This window comes from Baekduia sp., from assembly GCF_035318805.1.
GTDB lineage: Bacteria > Actinomycetota > Thermoleophilia > Solirubrobacterales > Solirubrobacteraceae > Baekduia.
Window position 1 is genome coordinate 128,462 of record NZ_DATHDY010000029.1, and the last position, 16,366, is coordinate 144,827.

At 73.1% G+C, this 16,366-nt stretch carries 16 protein-coding genes and 1 other RNA gene; 11 read left to right on the top strand and 6 right to left on the bottom strand.

Annotated features, from left to right (window positions below):
- Positions 1 to 58: 58 nt before the first annotated feature.
- Positions 59 to 1,189: an MFS transporter gene (locus tag VK501_RS07235; protein ID WP_324336114.1), complete on the bottom strand. Its 1,131-nt coding sequence runs from the start codon at positions 1,187 to 1,189 to the stop codon at positions 59 to 61.
- 77 nt (positions 1,190 to 1,266) lie between these two features.
- Here VK501_RS07235 and VK501_RS07240 point away from each other — a divergent pair, with 77 nt between their 5' ends.
- The 3 genes from VK501_RS07240 to VK501_RS07250 are packed head-to-tail and all read left to right on the top strand — an operon-like array spanning position 1,267 to position 3,322.
- On the top strand, positions 1,267 to 2,202 hold the full coding sequence (locus VK501_RS07240; protein ID WP_324336115.1) for a VOC family protein: 936 nt from the start codon (positions 1,267 to 1,269) through the stop codon (positions 2,200 to 2,202).
- Complete coding sequence (locus VK501_RS07245; protein ID WP_324336117.1) at positions 2,199 to 2,843, top strand: phospholipase; 645 nt, start codon at positions 2,199 to 2,201, stop codon at positions 2,841 to 2,843. The genes VK501_RS07240 and VK501_RS07245 overlap by 4 nt, the downstream gene beginning before the upstream one ends.
- Positions 2,822 to 3,322, top strand: a complete 501-nt coding sequence (locus VK501_RS07250; RefSeq protein WP_324336119.1) for a MarR family winged helix-turn-helix transcriptional regulator — start codon at positions 2,822 to 2,824, stop codon at positions 3,320 to 3,322. Before VK501_RS07245 ends, VK501_RS07250 begins: the two co-directional genes overlap by 22 nt.
- 87 nt (positions 3,323 to 3,409) lie before the next feature.
- On the opposite strand, the gene VK501_RS07255 is transcribed toward VK501_RS07250, so the two are convergent.
- Entirely contained in the window at positions 3,410 to 3,934 is a 525-nt protein-coding gene (locus VK501_RS07255) for a hypothetical protein (RefSeq protein ID WP_324336121.1), read from the bottom strand.
- Between the two features lie 83 nt (positions 3,935 to 4,017).
- Between VK501_RS07255 and VK501_RS07260 the strand changes: the two genes are divergently transcribed.
- On the top strand, positions 4,018 to 5,637 hold the full coding sequence (locus VK501_RS07260; protein ID WP_324336123.1) for an NAD(P)/FAD-dependent oxidoreductase: 1,620 nt from the start codon (positions 4,018 to 4,020) through the stop codon (positions 5,635 to 5,637).
- A 9-nt stretch (positions 5,638 to 5,646) separates the two neighbouring features.
- Complete coding sequence (locus tag VK501_RS07265; RefSeq protein ID WP_324336124.1) at positions 5,647 to 6,336, top strand: TetR/AcrR family transcriptional regulator; 690 nt, start codon at positions 5,647 to 5,649, stop codon at positions 6,334 to 6,336.
- A gap of 150 nt (positions 6,337 to 6,486) precedes the next feature.
- On the opposite strand, the gene VK501_RS07270 is transcribed toward VK501_RS07265, so the two are convergent.
- On the bottom strand, positions 6,487 to 7,515 hold the full coding sequence (locus VK501_RS07270) for a hypothetical protein (RefSeq protein ID WP_324336125.1): 1,029 nt from the start codon (positions 7,513 to 7,515) through the stop codon (positions 6,487 to 6,489).
- Positions 7,516 to 7,632: 117 nt separating this feature from the next.
- On the opposite strand from VK501_RS07270, the gene VK501_RS07275 reads away from it, so the two are divergent.
- The 6 genes from VK501_RS07275 (at position 7,633) to VK501_RS07300 (ending at position 13,925) form a co-directional block, all read left to right on the top strand.
- Entirely contained in the window at positions 7,633 to 9,183 is a 1,551-nt protein-coding gene (locus VK501_RS07275; RefSeq protein WP_324336127.1) for an AMP-binding protein, read from the top strand.
- Entirely contained in the window at positions 9,180 to 9,983 is an 804-nt protein-coding gene (locus VK501_RS07280) for an SDR family oxidoreductase (protein WP_324336130.1), read from the top strand. The genes VK501_RS07275 and VK501_RS07280 overlap by 4 nt, the downstream gene beginning before the upstream one ends.
- Entirely contained in the window at positions 9,980 to 10,642 is a 663-nt protein-coding gene (locus VK501_RS07285; protein WP_324336132.1) for an HAD-IA family hydrolase, read from the top strand. Before VK501_RS07280 ends, VK501_RS07285 begins: the two co-directional genes overlap by 4 nt.
- Positions 10,643 to 10,648: 6 nt before the next feature.
- On the top strand, positions 10,649 to 11,902 hold the full coding sequence (locus VK501_RS07290; RefSeq protein WP_324336133.1) for an acyl-CoA dehydrogenase family protein: 1,254 nt from the start codon (positions 10,649 to 10,651) through the stop codon (positions 11,900 to 11,902).
- A gap of 197 nt (positions 11,903 to 12,099) precedes the next feature.
- Complete coding sequence (locus VK501_RS07295; protein WP_324336135.1) at positions 12,100 to 12,648, top strand: RNA polymerase sigma factor; 549 nt, start codon at positions 12,100 to 12,102, stop codon at positions 12,646 to 12,648.
- Entirely contained in the window at positions 12,648 to 13,925 is a 1,278-nt protein-coding gene (locus tag VK501_RS07300) for a hypothetical protein (protein ID WP_324336137.1), read from the top strand. The genes VK501_RS07295 and VK501_RS07300 overlap by 1 nt, the downstream gene beginning before the upstream one ends.
- Before the next feature lie 151 nt (positions 13,926 to 14,076).
- Here VK501_RS07300 and VK501_RS07305 read toward each other — a convergent pair whose 3' ends face one another.
- The 3 genes from VK501_RS07305 to VK501_RS07315 form a co-directional block, all read right to left on the bottom strand.
- Positions 14,077 to 15,246, bottom strand: coding sequence for an ATP-binding protein (locus VK501_RS07305; RefSeq protein ID WP_324336175.1), 1,170 nt, complete (start codon positions 15,244 to 15,246; stop codon positions 14,077 to 14,079).
- 45 nt (positions 15,247 to 15,291) lie between these two features.
- Positions 15,292 to 15,658: a transfer-messenger RNA gene (gene ssrA, locus VK501_RS07310) on the bottom strand.
- Between the two features lie 31 nt (positions 15,659 to 15,689).
- Positions 15,690 to 16,247: a GNAT family N-acetyltransferase gene (locus tag VK501_RS07315; protein WP_324336139.1), complete on the bottom strand. Its 558-nt coding sequence runs from the start codon at positions 16,245 to 16,247 to the stop codon at positions 15,690 to 15,692.
- Between the last annotated feature and the right edge of the window lie 119 nt (positions 16,248 to 16,366).

Sequence of the window (16,366 nt, forward strand, 5' to 3'; positions counted from 1 at the left end):
ACCCGAGTCCCCGCCCCGCGCCGCGCCGGTCGATCGCCGGCGCGGGGCGCCAGAGGATTCAGCCCTCGCCGACGGCTGCCGGGCGCAGCGCCGCCGCGCCCGCGCTGACCAGCGCGGTCAGCGCGGCGACGACGACGAAGGCGCCGGGCAGCGAGACGACGGCGGCGATCCCGCCGATCGCCCCGGGCGCGGCCAGGCCGGCGCCGTAGGAGACGGTCGCCACCGCCGCGATGCCCTGCCCCGCGTGCGGCACGGCTCGCCCGCCGGCGGCGAACGCCAGCGGCACGACCACCGCGATGCCCAGGCCGATCAGGGCGAAGCCCGCGATGCCGAGCACCGGCGTGCGGGCCGCGACCACCAGCAGCGCGCCGGCAGACGCGAGCAGCCCGCCGATCCGCACCGCGCGCACGGCGCCGATGCGCCGCACGACCGCGTCGCCGCGCAGCCGCCCGGCGGCCATCGCGGCCGCGAAGCCCGTGTAGGCGACGGCCGCGGTCCCCGGCGCGCTGCCCATCACGTCGCGCAGGTACACCGCACACCAGTCGGCGCTGGCGCCCTCGGCGAACACCGCGCCGAAGCCGACGGCGCCGATGAGCAGCACGGGCCGCGACGGCCACGCCAGCGCCAGCGGCTCGTGGCCGGCACCGGCGGGCGCGGGCGGCGCCTCGAGCAGGCCCCGGCACGCCACCAGCGCGACGGCCAGCAGCGCGACGGCCATCGCGCCGAGGTGCACGCGCGCGTCGAGGCCGGCGTGCGCGGCGAGCGCGCCGATCGCCCCGCCGGCGATGCCGCCGATCGACCACGCCCCGTGCAGCCCGGACATGATCGAGCGCCCGACGCACTCCTCGACGAGCACGCCCTGCGTGTTCATCGCGATGTCGGCCATCCCGCCCAGCGCCCCGAAGACCAGCAGCGCCAGGCACAGCCAGCCGAGGCTCGGCGCCAGCGCGGGCAGCGCGAGCGCGAGGCAGAACGCGCCCACCAGGATGCGGGTGATCGTCCGGCCGGGGAAGCGGTGCACGAGCGCGCCCGTGGCCGGCATGGCGAGCAGCGCCCCCAGCGCCGGGACGAGCAGCGCGAGGCCGAGCGCGCCGGCGCTCAGCCCGAGGCGGTCGCGGATCCACGGGATGCGGGTGGCGAAGCTGCCGGCCACGGCGCCGTGGACGGCGAAGGCGACAGACGTCGACACCCGCGCGCGGCGGGTGGTTGCGTCCGCAACCACCTCTGTTATAGTTGCGCTAGCAAGCAACTTGAACGGACGGCCACATGCGGCTCGAAGGTCTACACCACATCACCATGATCACCGGCGACGCGCAGTCCAACGTGGCGTTCTACGCCGACGTCCTCGGTCTCCGCCTGGTCAAGAAGACCGTCAACTTCGACCAGCCGAGCGCCTACCACCTGTATTTCGGCGACGAGACCGGCGCCCCCGGCTCGATCCTCACGTGGTTCGAGTTCGCCGGCGCCCAGCGCGGCCGCGCGGGCCTGGGCATGATCCACACGCTGCAGCTCGGCGTCCCCTCCGCCGCCGCGCTCGACTTCTGGGAGTCGCGCCTGAAGGCCAAGGGCGCCAACCCCCGCCGCGGTGAGACCTCGCTGCACGTCGACGATCCCGACGGCCTCGCGCTCGAGCTCGTCGTCGCCGACGGCGGCAACCCGCCGCTGCGCGCCGAGCACCCCGACGTGCCGGCCGAGCACGCCGTCACCGGCCTGGAGGGCGCCCGCGCCTACGCGGCCTACGCCTCGGTGACCGAGGGCGTCCTCACCGAGGTCCTGGGCTTCACGCACCTCGGCGAGGGCGAGTACCGCCTCGACGGCGAGCAGCGCCACTTCCACTGGGCCTACGACCAGGCGCCCGACGTCAACCCCGCGCCCGGGTCCGGCACCGTGCACCACATCGCGTGGGCGTCGCGGGACGAGGACCACCTCGTGTGGCAGTCGCGCATCGCCGAGGCCGGCGGCTACGTGACCGACGTCAAGGACCGCGACTACTTCCACGCGATCTACTTCCGCGAGCCGCGCGGCGTCCTCTTCGAGATCGCCACGCTCTCCCCCGGCTTCGCGGTCGACGAGGCGCCCGAGCACCTCGGCGAGGCCCTGCGGCTCCCGCCCCAGCACGAGCACCTCCGCGCCGAGCTGGAGCAGTCGCTGATCCCGGTGGTCAACCCGCGCGCCGCACGGCGCCAGGAGCAGTCGGCATGAGCGCGCTGGCCTTCGAGGAGCGTCCGGCCGCGGGTGAGGCGGCCGGGCTGCTGGTCCTCCACCACGGCCGCGGCGCCGACGAGCACGACCTGCTGAGCCTGGCCGACGTGCTGGACCCCGAGCAGCGCCTGCACGTCGTCACGCCGCGCGCGCCGCTGACCGTCCCGGGCTGGCCCGGCAACCACTGGTACCTGGTCCCGCGCGTCGGCTACCCGGACGCCGACTCGTTCCGCGCCGCGCACCGGCGCCTCGCCACGTTCCACGACGAGCAGTGGGAGCGGACCGGCACCGCCCCGGAGAACACCGTCTTCGGCGGGTTCTCGATGGGGTCGGTCATGAGCTACGCGCTCGGCCTCGACGGGTCGCGCCCGGCGCCCGCCGGCGTCCTGGCCTTCTCCGGCTTCGTGCCGACGGTCGACGGCTGGCAGCCCGACGTCGCCGGGGCTGCGGCGAGCGGCCTGCGCGCGTTCGTCGCGCACGGGCGCAACGACCCGGTGATGGACGTCGCGTTCGCCCGCCGCGCCCGCGACCTGCTCGAGGCCGGCGCCGTCCCCGTCGAGTACCACGAGTCCGACGCGGCCCATCACATCGATCCCGACCACGTGCCGGCGGCGGTGCAATGGCTGTCCGCGACGGTGTAGCCGGCTGGAGCCCCGACGAGGCCGACGCGTGGATCGGCCTGCTGGAGGCCCACAAGCAGCTGACGCGCGCGCTCGACGCCGAGCTGGACGCGGCGCACGGCCTCGGGCTGAGCACGCTCGAGATGCTCGGGCGCCTCGCCGCCGCGGGCGACCGCTGGCCGCGCCTGTCGGAGCTGGCCGCCGAGACGGGGCTGAGCCTCAGCCGGGTCTCGCGCCACATGGACGCGCTGGAGCGCCGCGGCCTCGTGCAGCGCCGCCGGTGCGAGACGGACTCGCGCGCCGTCGAGGCGCACCTGACCGGCGCGGGGGCCGCGCTGCAGCGGGAGGCCGAGGCGGCCCACGCCGGCGCGGTCCGCGAGCGGTTCCTCGACCAGCTCAGCGAGGAGGAGCTCGCCGCGCTGGCGACGGTGTTCCGCCGCTTCGCCCCGCGCGCCGCGGCGGCCTGCGACGCGGTGCCGGCGACGGGCGAGCAGGACTAGGAGCGGCGGGGGTCCCTAACCCGCCGCGGGTTTCGCCCCCTGGGCGAACACCCGCAAGGCAACCTGGCCCTCTGGGCCAGTGTTCCCCTAGGACTCGGGCGCCGCGTCGTCGCCCAGCACGGGCGGGAACCGCGCGAGCGCCCACTCGTCGGTCAGCTCCTCGCGCATGTAGGGCCGGCCGGCGATGAGCACGTACTCGCCCGTCCGCGGGTCCATCGGCAGCTGCCGCTCGACCGGGTACCACTGGTTGTGGTCGCGGATGAGGTCGTTGACGTCCTCGAACGAGTGGCGGGCGACGCGCCGGCGCCACGCATCGGCGAACCCTTCGGGATCCTCCGCATGGTCCTCGCGCTCCTGGGCGTAGGCCTCGGCCAGCGCGCGCCGGTGCTCGTCCATGCCGCGGTGGATCTCCTTCAGGCGCTCCATCCAGCGCGGCATGACGGCGCCACGCAGGTAGCTCTCGACGGTCCGCTCGCGCAGCAGCTCCTCGTTGGGGATCCGCCGGCCGCGGCGATCCTCGCCGTCGAGGCTGCGCATGACGCGGCGCTCGACGGGCGACAGGGTGGGCGGCTCCTGCGCCCGGTGGTCCTGCGAGCGTCGATCCTCGGGCATGGCCCATTCCAAGTTAGCGCCCGCGAAATGACCGCTCGCGGACCATCGCCGACCACGCGTCTCGGCGATGATGCGTCGCCTCGATGACCCCCACGCACAGCAACCACGACGCCGTCGTCGTCGGCGGCGGCCACAACGGCCTGGTCGCGGCCGCCTACCTGGCGCAGGCGGGCCGCAGCGTGCTGCTGCTCGAACGGCGCGCCGAGCTGGGCGGCGCCGCGGTGTCGGAGATCGCCTTCCCGGGCGTGGACGCGCGCGTCTCGCGCTACGCGTACCTGGTCAGCCTGCTGCCGCGTCTGATCGTCGACGAGCTGGGGCTGGACCTGCGGCTCGTCCGCCGGCGCATCGCGTCCTACACGCCCGACCCGCGCGCCGGCGGCCGGCACGGCCTGCTGGTCGACCACGGCGACGCCGCGGCGACCCGCGCGTCGTTTGAGCGGGTCACCGGCGACGGCGCGGACCAGGCGGCGTGGGAGGCGCTGTACGCGCAGACCGCCCGGGTCGCGGAGCGCGTGTTCCCGACGCTGACCGAGCCGCTGCGCTCGCGCGAGGAGCTGCGCGCGATCGTCGGCGACGACGAGGCCTGGACCATGATGTTCGAGACGCCGCTCGGCGACACGCTGGCGCGCACCTTCGGCGACGACCTCGTCGCCGGCGTCGTGCTGACCGACGCGCTGATCGGCACGTTCGCCGCCGCCCGCGACGGCGACCTGCGGCAGAACCGGTGCTTCCTGTATCACGTGATCGGCGGCGGGACCGGCGACTGGGACGTGCCGGTCGGCGGCATGGGCGCGGTGTCGGGAGCGCTGGCGCGCGCCGCTCTCGGTGCCGGCGCCCAGCTGCGCACCGGTGCCGAGGTGCTCGCGATCGACGCCGACGACGAGGGCGGGGCCGAGGTGCGGTTCGTCGAGGGCGGCGGTGCGCAGCGCACCGTGCGCGCGCGCCACGTCCTGGTCAACGCGGCGCCCGCCGAGCTCGACCGCCTGCGCGGCCGCGTGCCGGCGTCCGAACCGCCCGAGGGCGCGCAGCTGAAGGTCAACCTGCTGCTCTCGCGCCTGCCGCGCCTGCGTGATCCGGATGTCACGGCCGAGCAGGCCTTCGCGGGGACGTTCCACGTCAACGAGACCGCCGCGCAGCTGCAGCGCGCCTACGCGGAGGCGGCCGCCGGTCGCATCCCGACCCTCCCGCCGTGCGAGACCTACTGCCACTCGCTGAGCGACCCGTCGATCCTCGGACCGCAGCTGCGCGCCGCGGGCGCGCAGACGATGACCCTCTTCGGTCTGCACATGCCGGCGCGCCTGTTCCGCGGCGGCGCGGCCGCGCACGACGCCGCCCGCGCGCAGGCGCTGGCCGCGACGCTGCGGTCGATCGACGCCGTGCTGGCCGAGCCGATCGCGGACTGCGTGCTGCGCCGCCCCGACGGCGAGCCCTGCGTGGAGGTCCGCACGCCCGTCGACCTCGAGGACGAGCTGCGCCTGCCGGGCGGCAACATCTTCCACCGCGACCTCGCGTGGCCGTTCGCCGAGGACGGGGGCGAGGTCGGGACCTGGGGCGTCGAGACCGCCGACCGCTGCGTCCTGCTCTGTGGCGCGGGCGCGCGGCGTGGCGGCGGCGTGTCGGGCATCCCGGGCCGCAACGCGGCGATGGCGGTGCTCGGCGCGCCCGTGCACGCCGCACTTGAACCTGATCCCAGGTTCAGGTAGAACGACCCGGTGAACGCCGTCGAGAACGACCTGGCCGCCGGCCGCGAGCCGCCGCGCACCGCGCGCGGCGCCCGAACTCGCGCAGCCTTGGTGACCGCTGCGCGGACGGTCTTCGAGCGCGACGGCTACCTCGACGCCCGGCTCACCGACATCACGGCCGAGGCGCAGTGCTCGACGGGCTCGTTCTACACGTACTTCACGAACAAGAAGGAGGTCTTCGCCGCCGTCCTCGAAGAGGCGCAGGAGGAGATGCTCCACCCGCACGTGCGCGAGGTCGCCGGGGCCGAGGACCCGGTCGCGGTCATCGAGGCCAGCAACCGCGCCTACCTCACGGCCTACCAGCGCAACGCCAAGTTGATGCGGTTGCTCGAGCAGGTGTCGACGATCGACGCCGACGTGCGCGAGCTGCGCCGCCGCCGCGGCGCCGCGTTCGCCGAGCGCAACGCGGCGTCGATCCGCGACCTGCAGGCCCGCGGCCTCGCCGACCCCGGGCTCGACGCCGCCATCGCCGCGCAGGCCCTCTCTGCCATGGTCGGCCGCACGGCCAACGCCGTCTACGTGCTCGGCGACGACATCCCGTTCGAGGCGCTCGTCGCCACCCTCACGCGCCTGTGGGCCAACGCGCTGCAGCTCGAAGTGCCGCCGGCGCGTGCGGCGAAGAAGCCGCGCGCGCGGCGGGGCGCGGCGGCCAAGGCGTAGGCGTCCGGCGAGGTCCGTCGAGGGTCCGGGTCGATTCGTGATGAATAGGTCCCCACGAGGCGACCCGGACCTCGAAGAGTGGCGATGCACGCCCGAACGATTCCCCCACGGCGCCGGCGCCACCACTCCAGGGTCCCCCGGCGCCCGGGCTCAGGACCCCGCGGTCGCCGTGGCGGAGTCGGCCGGCGCCGGCGCGTCGCGGCGGGCGGCGAAGAACGCCTGCGGGTTGCGGTGCATCATCTGGTCGATCTGGTCCTCGGTCACGCCGTTCTCCAGCAGTCCCGGGATCAGGCTGCCCTGGATGAAGCCGTAGCTCCACTCCGGGAGCGCCGCGCGGACGCCCTCCTCGGGGAACCAGTCCGACGTGCAGTGGCGGTCGTGGGACAGCACGATCTGGCCGGCGTAGCCGCGGCGGCACAGCTCGGCGAGCGTCTCCTGCTGGTCGGCCAGCGGCTGGTCGATCTTCAGGCCGCAGCGGTCGAAGCCGAGATAGGAGCCGGCGTCGAGCACCTCCATGAGGTAGTCGAGGTCGGCGGTCTCGTTGGAGTGGCCGATGAGCACGCGCGAGAGATCGACGCCCTCCTCGCGCAGGATCCGCTGCTGGTCCAGGCCGCGCTTGGACTTGGCGTGCGTGTGGGTCATGATCGGCACGTCGGTGCGCAGCTGGGTCTTGGCGACCGCGCGGATCAGCCGTTCGATGTCCTCGGTGACGCCCGGGAGGTCGGTGCAGCACTTCACGACGCCGGCGCGGATGTCGGTGCCCTCGATCCCCTCCTCGACGTCGCGGACGAAGAGGTCGACGAGGAACGCGTCGTCGGGGTCGTTGTTGAACAGCTTGCCCGGGCCGTTGTACTTCATGGGGAACGGCAGGTCGGTGTAGGTGTAGTAGCCGGTCACCACGATGATCTGCAGGCCCGTCCCCTCGGCCGCGCGGGCGACGCGCTGGACCTGGCGCCCGAGGCCCGGCACCGTCATGTCGACGATGGTGTCGATGCCGGCGGCCTTCAGCCCCTTCAGCTTCTCGCGGGCGCCGGCGATCGCGGCCTCCTCGTCCCAGCCCATGAACCCCGGCCATGCCTCCTGCAGCTCCGGCGTGCGCACGAAGACGTGCTCGTGCATCAGCGTGTTGCCGAGCTGCGAGACGTCGATCTCCCCACCGACGATCGGGATCCGCGTCATGGGACTCTCCTCCTGGCTTGGGACGGTGACCGGCCGCGAACGTAGCTGAACTTGAATGCAGACTCAAGTCCTAGTACGAATGGATCCCGCGCCGCCGTACCCAACAGGAGGAGACCCATGTCGAACGCCGCCCAGGCCGCCTGGGACCACGCGTCAGCCACGCCCGACCGCATCGCCCTGCGCGGCGCCGATCACCCCTGGTCCTACGCCAAGCTGCGCGAGCGCGTGGCCGCCGTCGCCGCGCGGCTGGCCGAGGCCGGGATCGCGCCGGGCGACCGCGTGCTGCTGATCGCCCCCAGCGTCCCTGAGTTCGCCGGCGCCTACTACGGCATCCTCGCCGCAGGGGCCGTGGCGGTGACGGCCAACACGATGTCGACGCGCCCCGAGCTCGAGTACGCCGGCACCGACGCGGGCGTCAAGCTCGTGCTCGGCTGGCACGACGTCGTGCCCGCGCCGGCCGACGCCGCCGCCGCCCTCGGCGTCCACTACTGGCCGCTGACCGACGACCTGGGCGACTTCCCCGCCGGCGCGCCGCGCGACGCGCCACACGCCACCGCCGACGACGACAACGCGGTCATCCTCTACACCTCGGGCACCACCGGCCGGCCCAAGGGCGCGCAGCTGACGCACGGCAACCTGATCGCGTGCGCCGAGATCTTCGGCGAGGTCCTGGCCTTCGCGCCGGAGGATCGCTTCGGCACCGCCCTGCCGCTGTTCCACGTCTTCGGCCAGGCCGTCGTCATGGGCACGACGATGCACGCGGGCGCGACGCTCTCGCTGCTGGAGCGCTTCGGCGCCGAGGACCTGCTGGACCTCCTGCGACGCGACCGACTCACCGTGATGGCCGGCGTGCCGACGATGTGGAACGCGCTGCTGCACGCGCCCGTCGGCGAGACCGACGCGGCCGACTTCGCCAGCCTGCGCCTGGCCGCGTCGGGCGGCGCGGCGATGCCGGCCGAGGTCATGCGCGCCTTCGAGGAGCGCTTCGGCTGCGTCATCCTCGAGGGCTACGGCCTCTCGGAGACGGCAGGCGCCGCGACCTTCAACGGCCTCGGCCGCGAGCGCAAGCCCTCGTGCGTCGGCATCGCGCTCCCGCGCTGCGAGGTCGCCGTCCGCGGCGACGACGGCGCGGACGTCGGCGAGGGCGACGTCGGCGAGGTGTACATCAAGGGCCCGGTCGTCATGAAGGGCTACTGGAACCGCCCGGAGGCGACCGGCGAGGTGCTGCAGGACGGCTGGCTGCGCACCGGCGACCTCGGCACGAAGGACGCCGACGGCGACATCCGCATCGTCGACCGCAAGAAGGACCTCATCATCCGCGGCGGCTACAACGTGTACCCGCGCGAGGTCGAGGAGGTGCTCTACGAGCATCCCGACATCGTCGAGGTGGCCGTCATCGGCGTGCCCGACGCGCACTTCGGCGAGGAGGTCGCGGCCGTCATCGCGCTGCGCCCGGGCGCCGAGCTCGACCCGCCGGCCCTCCGCGCGTGGGCCAAGGAGCGGCTGTCGGCCTACAAGGTCCCGCGCCTGTTCCAGACGCTCGACGCCCTGCCCAAGGGCCCGACGGGCAAGATCCTCAAGCGGGCCATCGACCCCGAGGAGGTCCGCGCGGCCTCGGCGGGCGCTGCCCGGGACGCGGCGGCCGGCGCCACCGGGGTCGCGCCGTGAAGCTCGACGGCAAGGTCGCCGTCGTCACGGGCGGCGGCGGCGGGATCGGCGGGGCGCTCTCGCAGCGGCTCGCCGGCGCCGGCGCGTCGGTGGTCGTCGCCGACCTCGACGGCGACCGTGCCGCGGCGGTGGCGTCCGGGCTCGGCGACGCCGCGGTCGCGATCGGCTGCGACGTCTCGTCCACCGACGACCTGCGCCGCGTGCTCGACCTGGCCGAAGACCGCTTCGGCCCGGTGGACGTGTTCTGCGCCAACGCCGGCGTCCCGGGCACCAACGGCCTCGGCGACGGCGACGCGTCGTGGGCGCACACCATCGACGTCAACCTGCTCGCCCACGTGCGCGCCGCGCGGCTGCTCGTCGGGCAGTGGCTGGAGCGCGGCTCGGGCTACTTCGTCTCGACGGCGTCGGCGGCGGGCCTGCTGACGCAGATCGGCGCCGCCGAGTACTCGGTGACCAAGCACGCGGCGGTCGGCTTCGCCGAGTGGCTGTCGGTCACCTACGGCGACCGGGGCATCGGCGTCAGCTGCCTGTGCCCGATGGGCGTGGACACCAACATGCTCAACGACGGGCTCGACGCCGGCGACGAGGCCACGCAGCTCGCCGCCAAGGTGGTCGCCCACGCCGGCGAGGTCCTCCCGCCCGGCGAGGTCGCCGATCGCGTGCTGGAGGCGATCGCCGACGAGCGGTTCCTCGTGCTCCCCCACCGCGAGGTGCTCGAGTTCTACCGGCGCAAGGGCGCCGACTACGACCGCTGGCTGCGCGGCATGCGCCGCCTGCAGGGCACGGCGACGATCGCATGAGCGACGCCGGGCGCACCGCGCTGCTGGTCGACTTCGGCGGCGTGCTGACCACCAGCGTCCACGCCGCGTTCCGGGCGTTCGCGGCCGAGATCTCCGACGACCCGGAGCTGGTCCTGCGGTTGCTGGGCACCGACCCGGAGTCCTCGAAGCTGCTGGTCGACAACGAGTCGGGCCGCATCGACGACGAGGCGTTCGAGCGCGGCTTCGCGCTGCGGCTGGCGGCGCACGGCGCGCCGGTGGAGGCCGCCGGCCTCCTGCGGCGCATGCAGGCGGGCTTCCGCGCCGACCAGGCGATGGTCGGCGCGCTGGCGGGCCTGCGCGCCGCCGGCGTGCCGGCGGCGCTGGTCACCAACGCGTTCGGGCGCGACTGCTACGAGGGCTTCGACCTCGCCGCGCTGGCCGACGTGGTGGTCGTCTCCTCCGACATCGGCGTGCGCAAGCCGTCGCGCAGGATCTACGCCATCGCGTGCGAGCGGCTCGGCGTGGCCCCCGAGGCGGCGGTGATGGTCGACGACATCGAGCACAACCTCGCCGGCGCGGCGCGGCTGGACATCGCCGGCGTGCTGCACCGCTCGGCCGCCGAGACGCTGGCGGAGCTGGACACGCGCTTCGGCATGCGTCCCGGTAGACTTGAATCCGAACTCAACTTCGAGAGGTAGACGAGCATGAACTTCGAGCTGACCGATCGCTGCAAGGACTACCAGGCACGCGTGCAGGCCTTCATGGACGAGCGCATCTACCCGGCCGAGGCCGTGTACCACCAGCAGATGCACGACTCCGGCGATCCGCACCACCAGCCCGCGATCCTCGAAGAGCTCAAGGACGAGGCCCGACGCCGCGACCTGTGGAACCTGTTCCACCCGCATGAAGCGTGGGGCCCCGGCCTCACCAACGCGGAGTACGCGCCGCTGGCCGAGATCATGGGCCGCAGCGCCCATCTCGCGCCCGAGGCGATGAACTGCAGCGCGCCCGACACGGGCAACATGGAGGTCTTGACGCTCTTCGGCACCGAGGAGCACAAGGACAAGTACCTGCGCCCGCTGCTCGACGGGGAGATCCGCTCGGCCTTCGCGATGACCGAGCCGGCCGTCGCCTCCTCCGACGCCACCAACATCGAGACCCGCATCGAGCGCGACGGCGACGAGTACGTCATCAACGGTCGCAAGTGGTGGACGTCCAACGCCCTGCACAAGAACTGCAAGGTGCTGATCGTCATGGGCAAGACGAATTCCGGCGGGCCGAAGCACCAGCAGCAGTCGATGCTCGTCGTCCCGATCGACGCGCCCGGCGTGACGATCGTCCGCGGCCTGCCGGTCTTCGGCTACCAGGACCGCGAGGGCCACGCCGAGGTCGTGTTCGAGGACGTCCGCGTCCCGGTCACCGCGCTGCTCGCCGGCGAGGGCGAGGGCTTCATGATCAGCCAGGCCCGCCTCGGGCCCGGCCGCATCCACCACTGCATGCGCTCGATCGGCATGGCCGAGCGGGCGCTGGAGCTCATGTGCCAGCGCGCCCAGCAGCGCGTCACGTTCGGCAAGAGCGTCGCCGAGAACGCCAACATCCAGGACTGGATCGCCGAGTCGCGCATCGAGCTGGAGATGATCCGGCTGCTGACGATGAAGACCGCGTGGCTGATGGACACGGTCGGCAACCGGCACGCCCGCGTGGAGATCGCGGCGATCAAGGTCGCCGCGCCGCAGGTGGCGCTGAAGGTCATCGACCGTGCGATCCAGGTGCACGGCGGCGGCGGCGTCTCCGACGACTTCCCGCTGGCCAGCATGTACGCCCACCAGCGCACGCTGCGCCTGGCCGACGGCCCCGACGAGGTCCACAAGCGCACGATCGCCCAGCACGAGCTGCGCAAGTGGGAGACGACCACCCCGGCCGGCACCGGCGCGCGTCCCGCGGCGGTGGCCGGCTGAGACGGCCGCGCGAACGCCCCTGCTCTTGCGCCAGCCGCGCAGGGGCGGCACGAGCACCTCGACGGCGTCCTCGCGCGTCAAGCGCCCAGGATGGGCTGAGCAGTAGGTCTCCGCGTCCACGCGGCAAGGCTCAGCGGGCCGGCGGGTGTCCTCGCGCGCTGTCACACGCGCGCTCGATCCGTCATACAACGGGGTGGATGGAGCTGGAGCGACTCAGCGACGAGGAGCTGTTGGTGGCCGCCCGCGACACCCCGCGGGCGTTCGGCGCGTTCTACCGCCGTCACGTGCACGCCGTGCAGGGCTACTTCCGCCGGCGGGTCTTCGACGTCGAGACCGCGTTCGACCTGACCGCCGAGACGTTCGCCGCCGCGCTGCGGGCGGTGCCGCGCTACGAGCCACGGCCCGAGCCGGCGCGGGCGTGGCTGTTCGGCATCGCTCGGAACACGCTCTCCGACGCGCTTCGCCGTGGGCGGGTGCAGGATCGCGCACGGCGGGCGCTGGCGATGCAGCCGATCGTGCTCGACGAGGCCGACGTGGCGACGCTGGAGCTGCTGGCCGAGACGCCGGCGGTCGAGGCGATGACGAGCCTGCCCGACGACCAGCGCGCCGCGGTGATGGCCCACCATGTCGACGGCGAGTCCTATGCGGAGATCGCGCAGCGACTCGCGTGCTCGGAGAGCGTCGTGCGCCAACGGGTCAGCCGCGGGCTGCGCACGTTGAGGACCCGGCTGGAGGAGGGTCGCTGATGTCGCGCCCGACCCCGTTGGAGCGGCTGGGCGGCGAGCTGGAGGCGGCGGCCGCGCGCCAGGTCGGCGCGGCCCCCGCCGTTCCCCGGCGCCGGCGGTGGCGGTGGCAGGGGCTCGCGGTGACGATCCTGGCCGTGGGTGCCGGCGCGGGCGCGGCGGCCTGGGCCGGGACCTCGCTGCTGTCGTCCGGCTCGCCCGTGCCGTTCCAGCGCGGAGCGCCGATCGCGGGCCGCGCTCAGGGTGCGCCCATCCCCGGCACGGTGAAGCTGCTGACCGACGACGTCGCCGATCCCGGCGGCGGGGCCCCGTGGGGGCTGCGCTACTGGGAGACCGACCGCAAGTACGGGTGCCTGCAGGTCGGCCGCGTCCACGCCGGCGAGCTCGGCCAGATCAGCGGCGGCAAGGTCTTCCACGCGCTGCGCCTCGGCGTCACCCGCGGCGGGCTCGGCGGCTGCTTCGTGCTGGACGGCGGCGGTCACGCCTTCACCGCGATTCACACCCACGCCGAGCGCGGCGCGCAGCCGCAGCCCTGCCCCGGCAGCTTCCGGCCCGGAACGGAGCTTCGTGGGCTGCATGGCGCCGTCACGCGGTGCGAGACGCCGGACCGCACCGTGGACTTCGGCCTGCTCGGCCCGAACGCCAAGAGCCTGACCTACCGGGCCGGCGGCGAGGACCACACGACGACCCCGCTCGGCGGTGTCGGCGCCTACCTCGTCGTGCAGAAGCGCCTCCAGCCGGTCATCCGCGAGTTCGGCTTCCACCATCGCGATCCCAAGCTCAACCTGCGCGGGCCGGCCGAGCCGTACATCGGCCTGACGCCGGGCTCGCAGGTCATCAAGCGCATCACGTACACGCGCGGCACCTGCGTCGTCCACGTGACGGCCGGGCCCTACGGCGCGTGCAACGCCATGGCAGGCTTCGTCCCGATCCCGCAACCGCAGGTCGGCGACGTGCGGGCGCCGATCCGAGCCTTCGCGGCGCCCGCCGGCCGGGGGATCCGCGTGCGGTTCCGCGCGCGCCAAGCCGTCGTCGACGGTCGCAGCGGCTACAACATCGAGGTCCGTCCCGTCGGCGCCCGCGGCTTCATGACGCAGACCTACTCGCGCAACGTCGAGGCCGGCGACATGGTCCGCACGACGGTCGACCTCTACAACAAGCGTCGCGGGCCCTACCGCATCGTCGTGAGGTACCGCACGGTCAGCGCCCTCCCGGGCCCCTACGCGAGCCTCGGCTACCCGGGACTCCTGGTCGGACAGGCACGCGTGGATGTGCGGTGATGCGGAGGGTTGCGGGCCGTACGGGACTGCCGGGGCGGGAGGCCCACAACCATGAGGCGCCGCGGATGTCCTCAAGCGCCCGTGTGTATCCCAGTCTCTACCCGTTTATACCGGGATCGGCTATAAATGGGTAGAGACGCCGATAACGTGATCAGCCGTCGAACGGGTAGTTCCGCCGGACGAAGCGCGCGCAATGCGGAACCGTGAAGTCGACGAACCCGCGGTTCGGTGCATAGATCACAGCGGTTCGCATCAGATCATCACGCACCGGCGACAGCGACGTGGTCGTTCGCCCCATCAGCTCAGCGATGTCGCGGACACGTTGAGGGCCGTCGCCGAGATGAGCGAGCGCCGATGCGTACAGGCGCTCGGCGTCTGTGAGCTTGCCGATGCGGTTCTCGTAAAACTCCTCGTCCAGCTCGGCCTCCACGACGGGTTGGGCGCCATCGACGTCGCTGCGAGTGATCCGGGGCGAATCGTCAAGACGCCAGACGCGGCGACCGTACTCCTGAAGGAAGAACGGATAGCCCTCGGTGAGTTCGAGCACTCGGTCGACGGCCGCGTCGTCCCAGCGGACGTCCAGTCGCTCGGCCGGCAGCATCAACGCTGCGCGTGCGGCCGCCCGCGGAAGGGCTCCCAGCTTCGGAAACACAAACATACGCTCGGCGTAGGACTTCGCGTCCGTCGTCAACGCCGGAAGCAACGGCAGGCCTCCGCCAACGAACACCACGGGCAGCGCCTTCTGCTTGGCGCGGTGCAAGGCCATGATCAGGGCCTCGTACTCGTCCTTGGTGGCGTTCTGCAACTCGTCGAGGATCAGGGCGAACCCGACGCCGCTCTCCTCGGCCGCCTGTCCTACCGCGACGAGCAGGTCGCGCATGTCCTCTGCAAGCACGCCGGAATCCGCGACACCGGCGAGCGCGTCCACCTCTACCTTCAGCGTCGCGGCGCCGAGGATCGAGATCTCAAAGGACTTCAAGGCGCCAAGCGCGCGCCGCAACTTCGCCCCGGCGCGCTTACGTGCGTCCATGTCGAGGAGTGCAGTTCGGGCAACTCGGCTCACCAGGGTCACCAGAGGTGTGGTGCGCCCCACCTCCTTGGTGTCGGCGTACCACCCTGCCTCCGCGCACATCGTCTCGAATTCGTTGAGCAGCACGGTCTTGCCGACGCCGCGCAGGCCGGTGATCAGGACGAGGCGCCTCGCGCGGCGACGCGCCGGACGCGAGCGCGGAGACGAGTAGCTCCGCGGCGTCCAACGTGTTGACGGGCCGCCGCTGGGAGAGCATCGGAATGGATCCCGATTCCTCGGGATCCATTCCAGTGTGCTTGTGCTCCTTGTTACTCACCGAATTTGGCTCTGGAGCTGGAGTGGAGACGGTGGGAATTGAACCCACGTCCGCAATCGCGTATGAACGGCTTCTACGAGCGTAGTCGGCACTCTGATCTCGTCTCCCGATCGCCTTGCCGACGGGGTTTCGGGAGACCAGCCTCCTGAAGATGTCCCCGGCTTGGCAGAGGCGTACCGCCCCGGGTGAAGCTGACTTGTTTGATTCCGCACACTCCGCGGTCAGCAGGCGGAGGGCGAAACCTCACTCGCTTAGTCTGAGACTAGGCAGCGAGGGCGTACTCGTGAGAGTCCGCACATATGGTTTTCCCGGTGTTTTACGAGGCCTCCGGGACCTCGGCTCGCAACCATCCCTACGGAACCGACCACGTCGAAGCCTGTCGTCCCCGGGGATGAAGCACGTTCCATTGTAGCTCGTGTCACGCGGTCGCGACCGCATCCGACGCGATTCCGAGCACGTTGACGCGCATGTTCGCGCCCGTGTGGAACCGGTCGGGCCGCGCGGTCATCCCGAGCTTCTCGGTCACGCGCAGCGACCGCACGTTGTCGGGGTTGACGATCGCCAGGATCTCGCGCATCCCGTGCGCCGGGCCGAAGCCGAAGGCCAGCGCCGCCCGTGCCGCCTCGGTCGCCAGGCCCCGGCCCCAGGCCCGGGGTGCGAGCCGCCAGCCGACCTCGACCGCCGGCAGCAGGTTGGGCAGGAACATCGGCACGGTCAGCCCGCAGAACCCGAGCAGCTCGCCCGGCGCCGCGCGCTCCTCGACGGCCCACAGGCCGAACCCGCGGTCGGCCCACTCCCGCTCGAAGCGGCCCAGCAGGTCGTCGCTCAGCCCGCGCCCCAGCACCGCGCCACGGCCGATGAAGCGCATCACCTCGGGATCGGCGTTGATGGCGGCCAGCGGCGCGGCGTCGCTCGGACGCCAGCGGCGCAGCACCAGGCGGTCGGTCTCGACGGCGGTGGCGGCGGCGGCTCCCACCCCCTGAACCCTGCCAGAGACAAAGGAGACGCAGGACCGGTCCGCCTGGAGGACCCGCTCGCCCTCGCGCCCCGAAGGGCCTGCGTTGGGCGGCTGGTGGCGGGCCTCGCACCTCACGG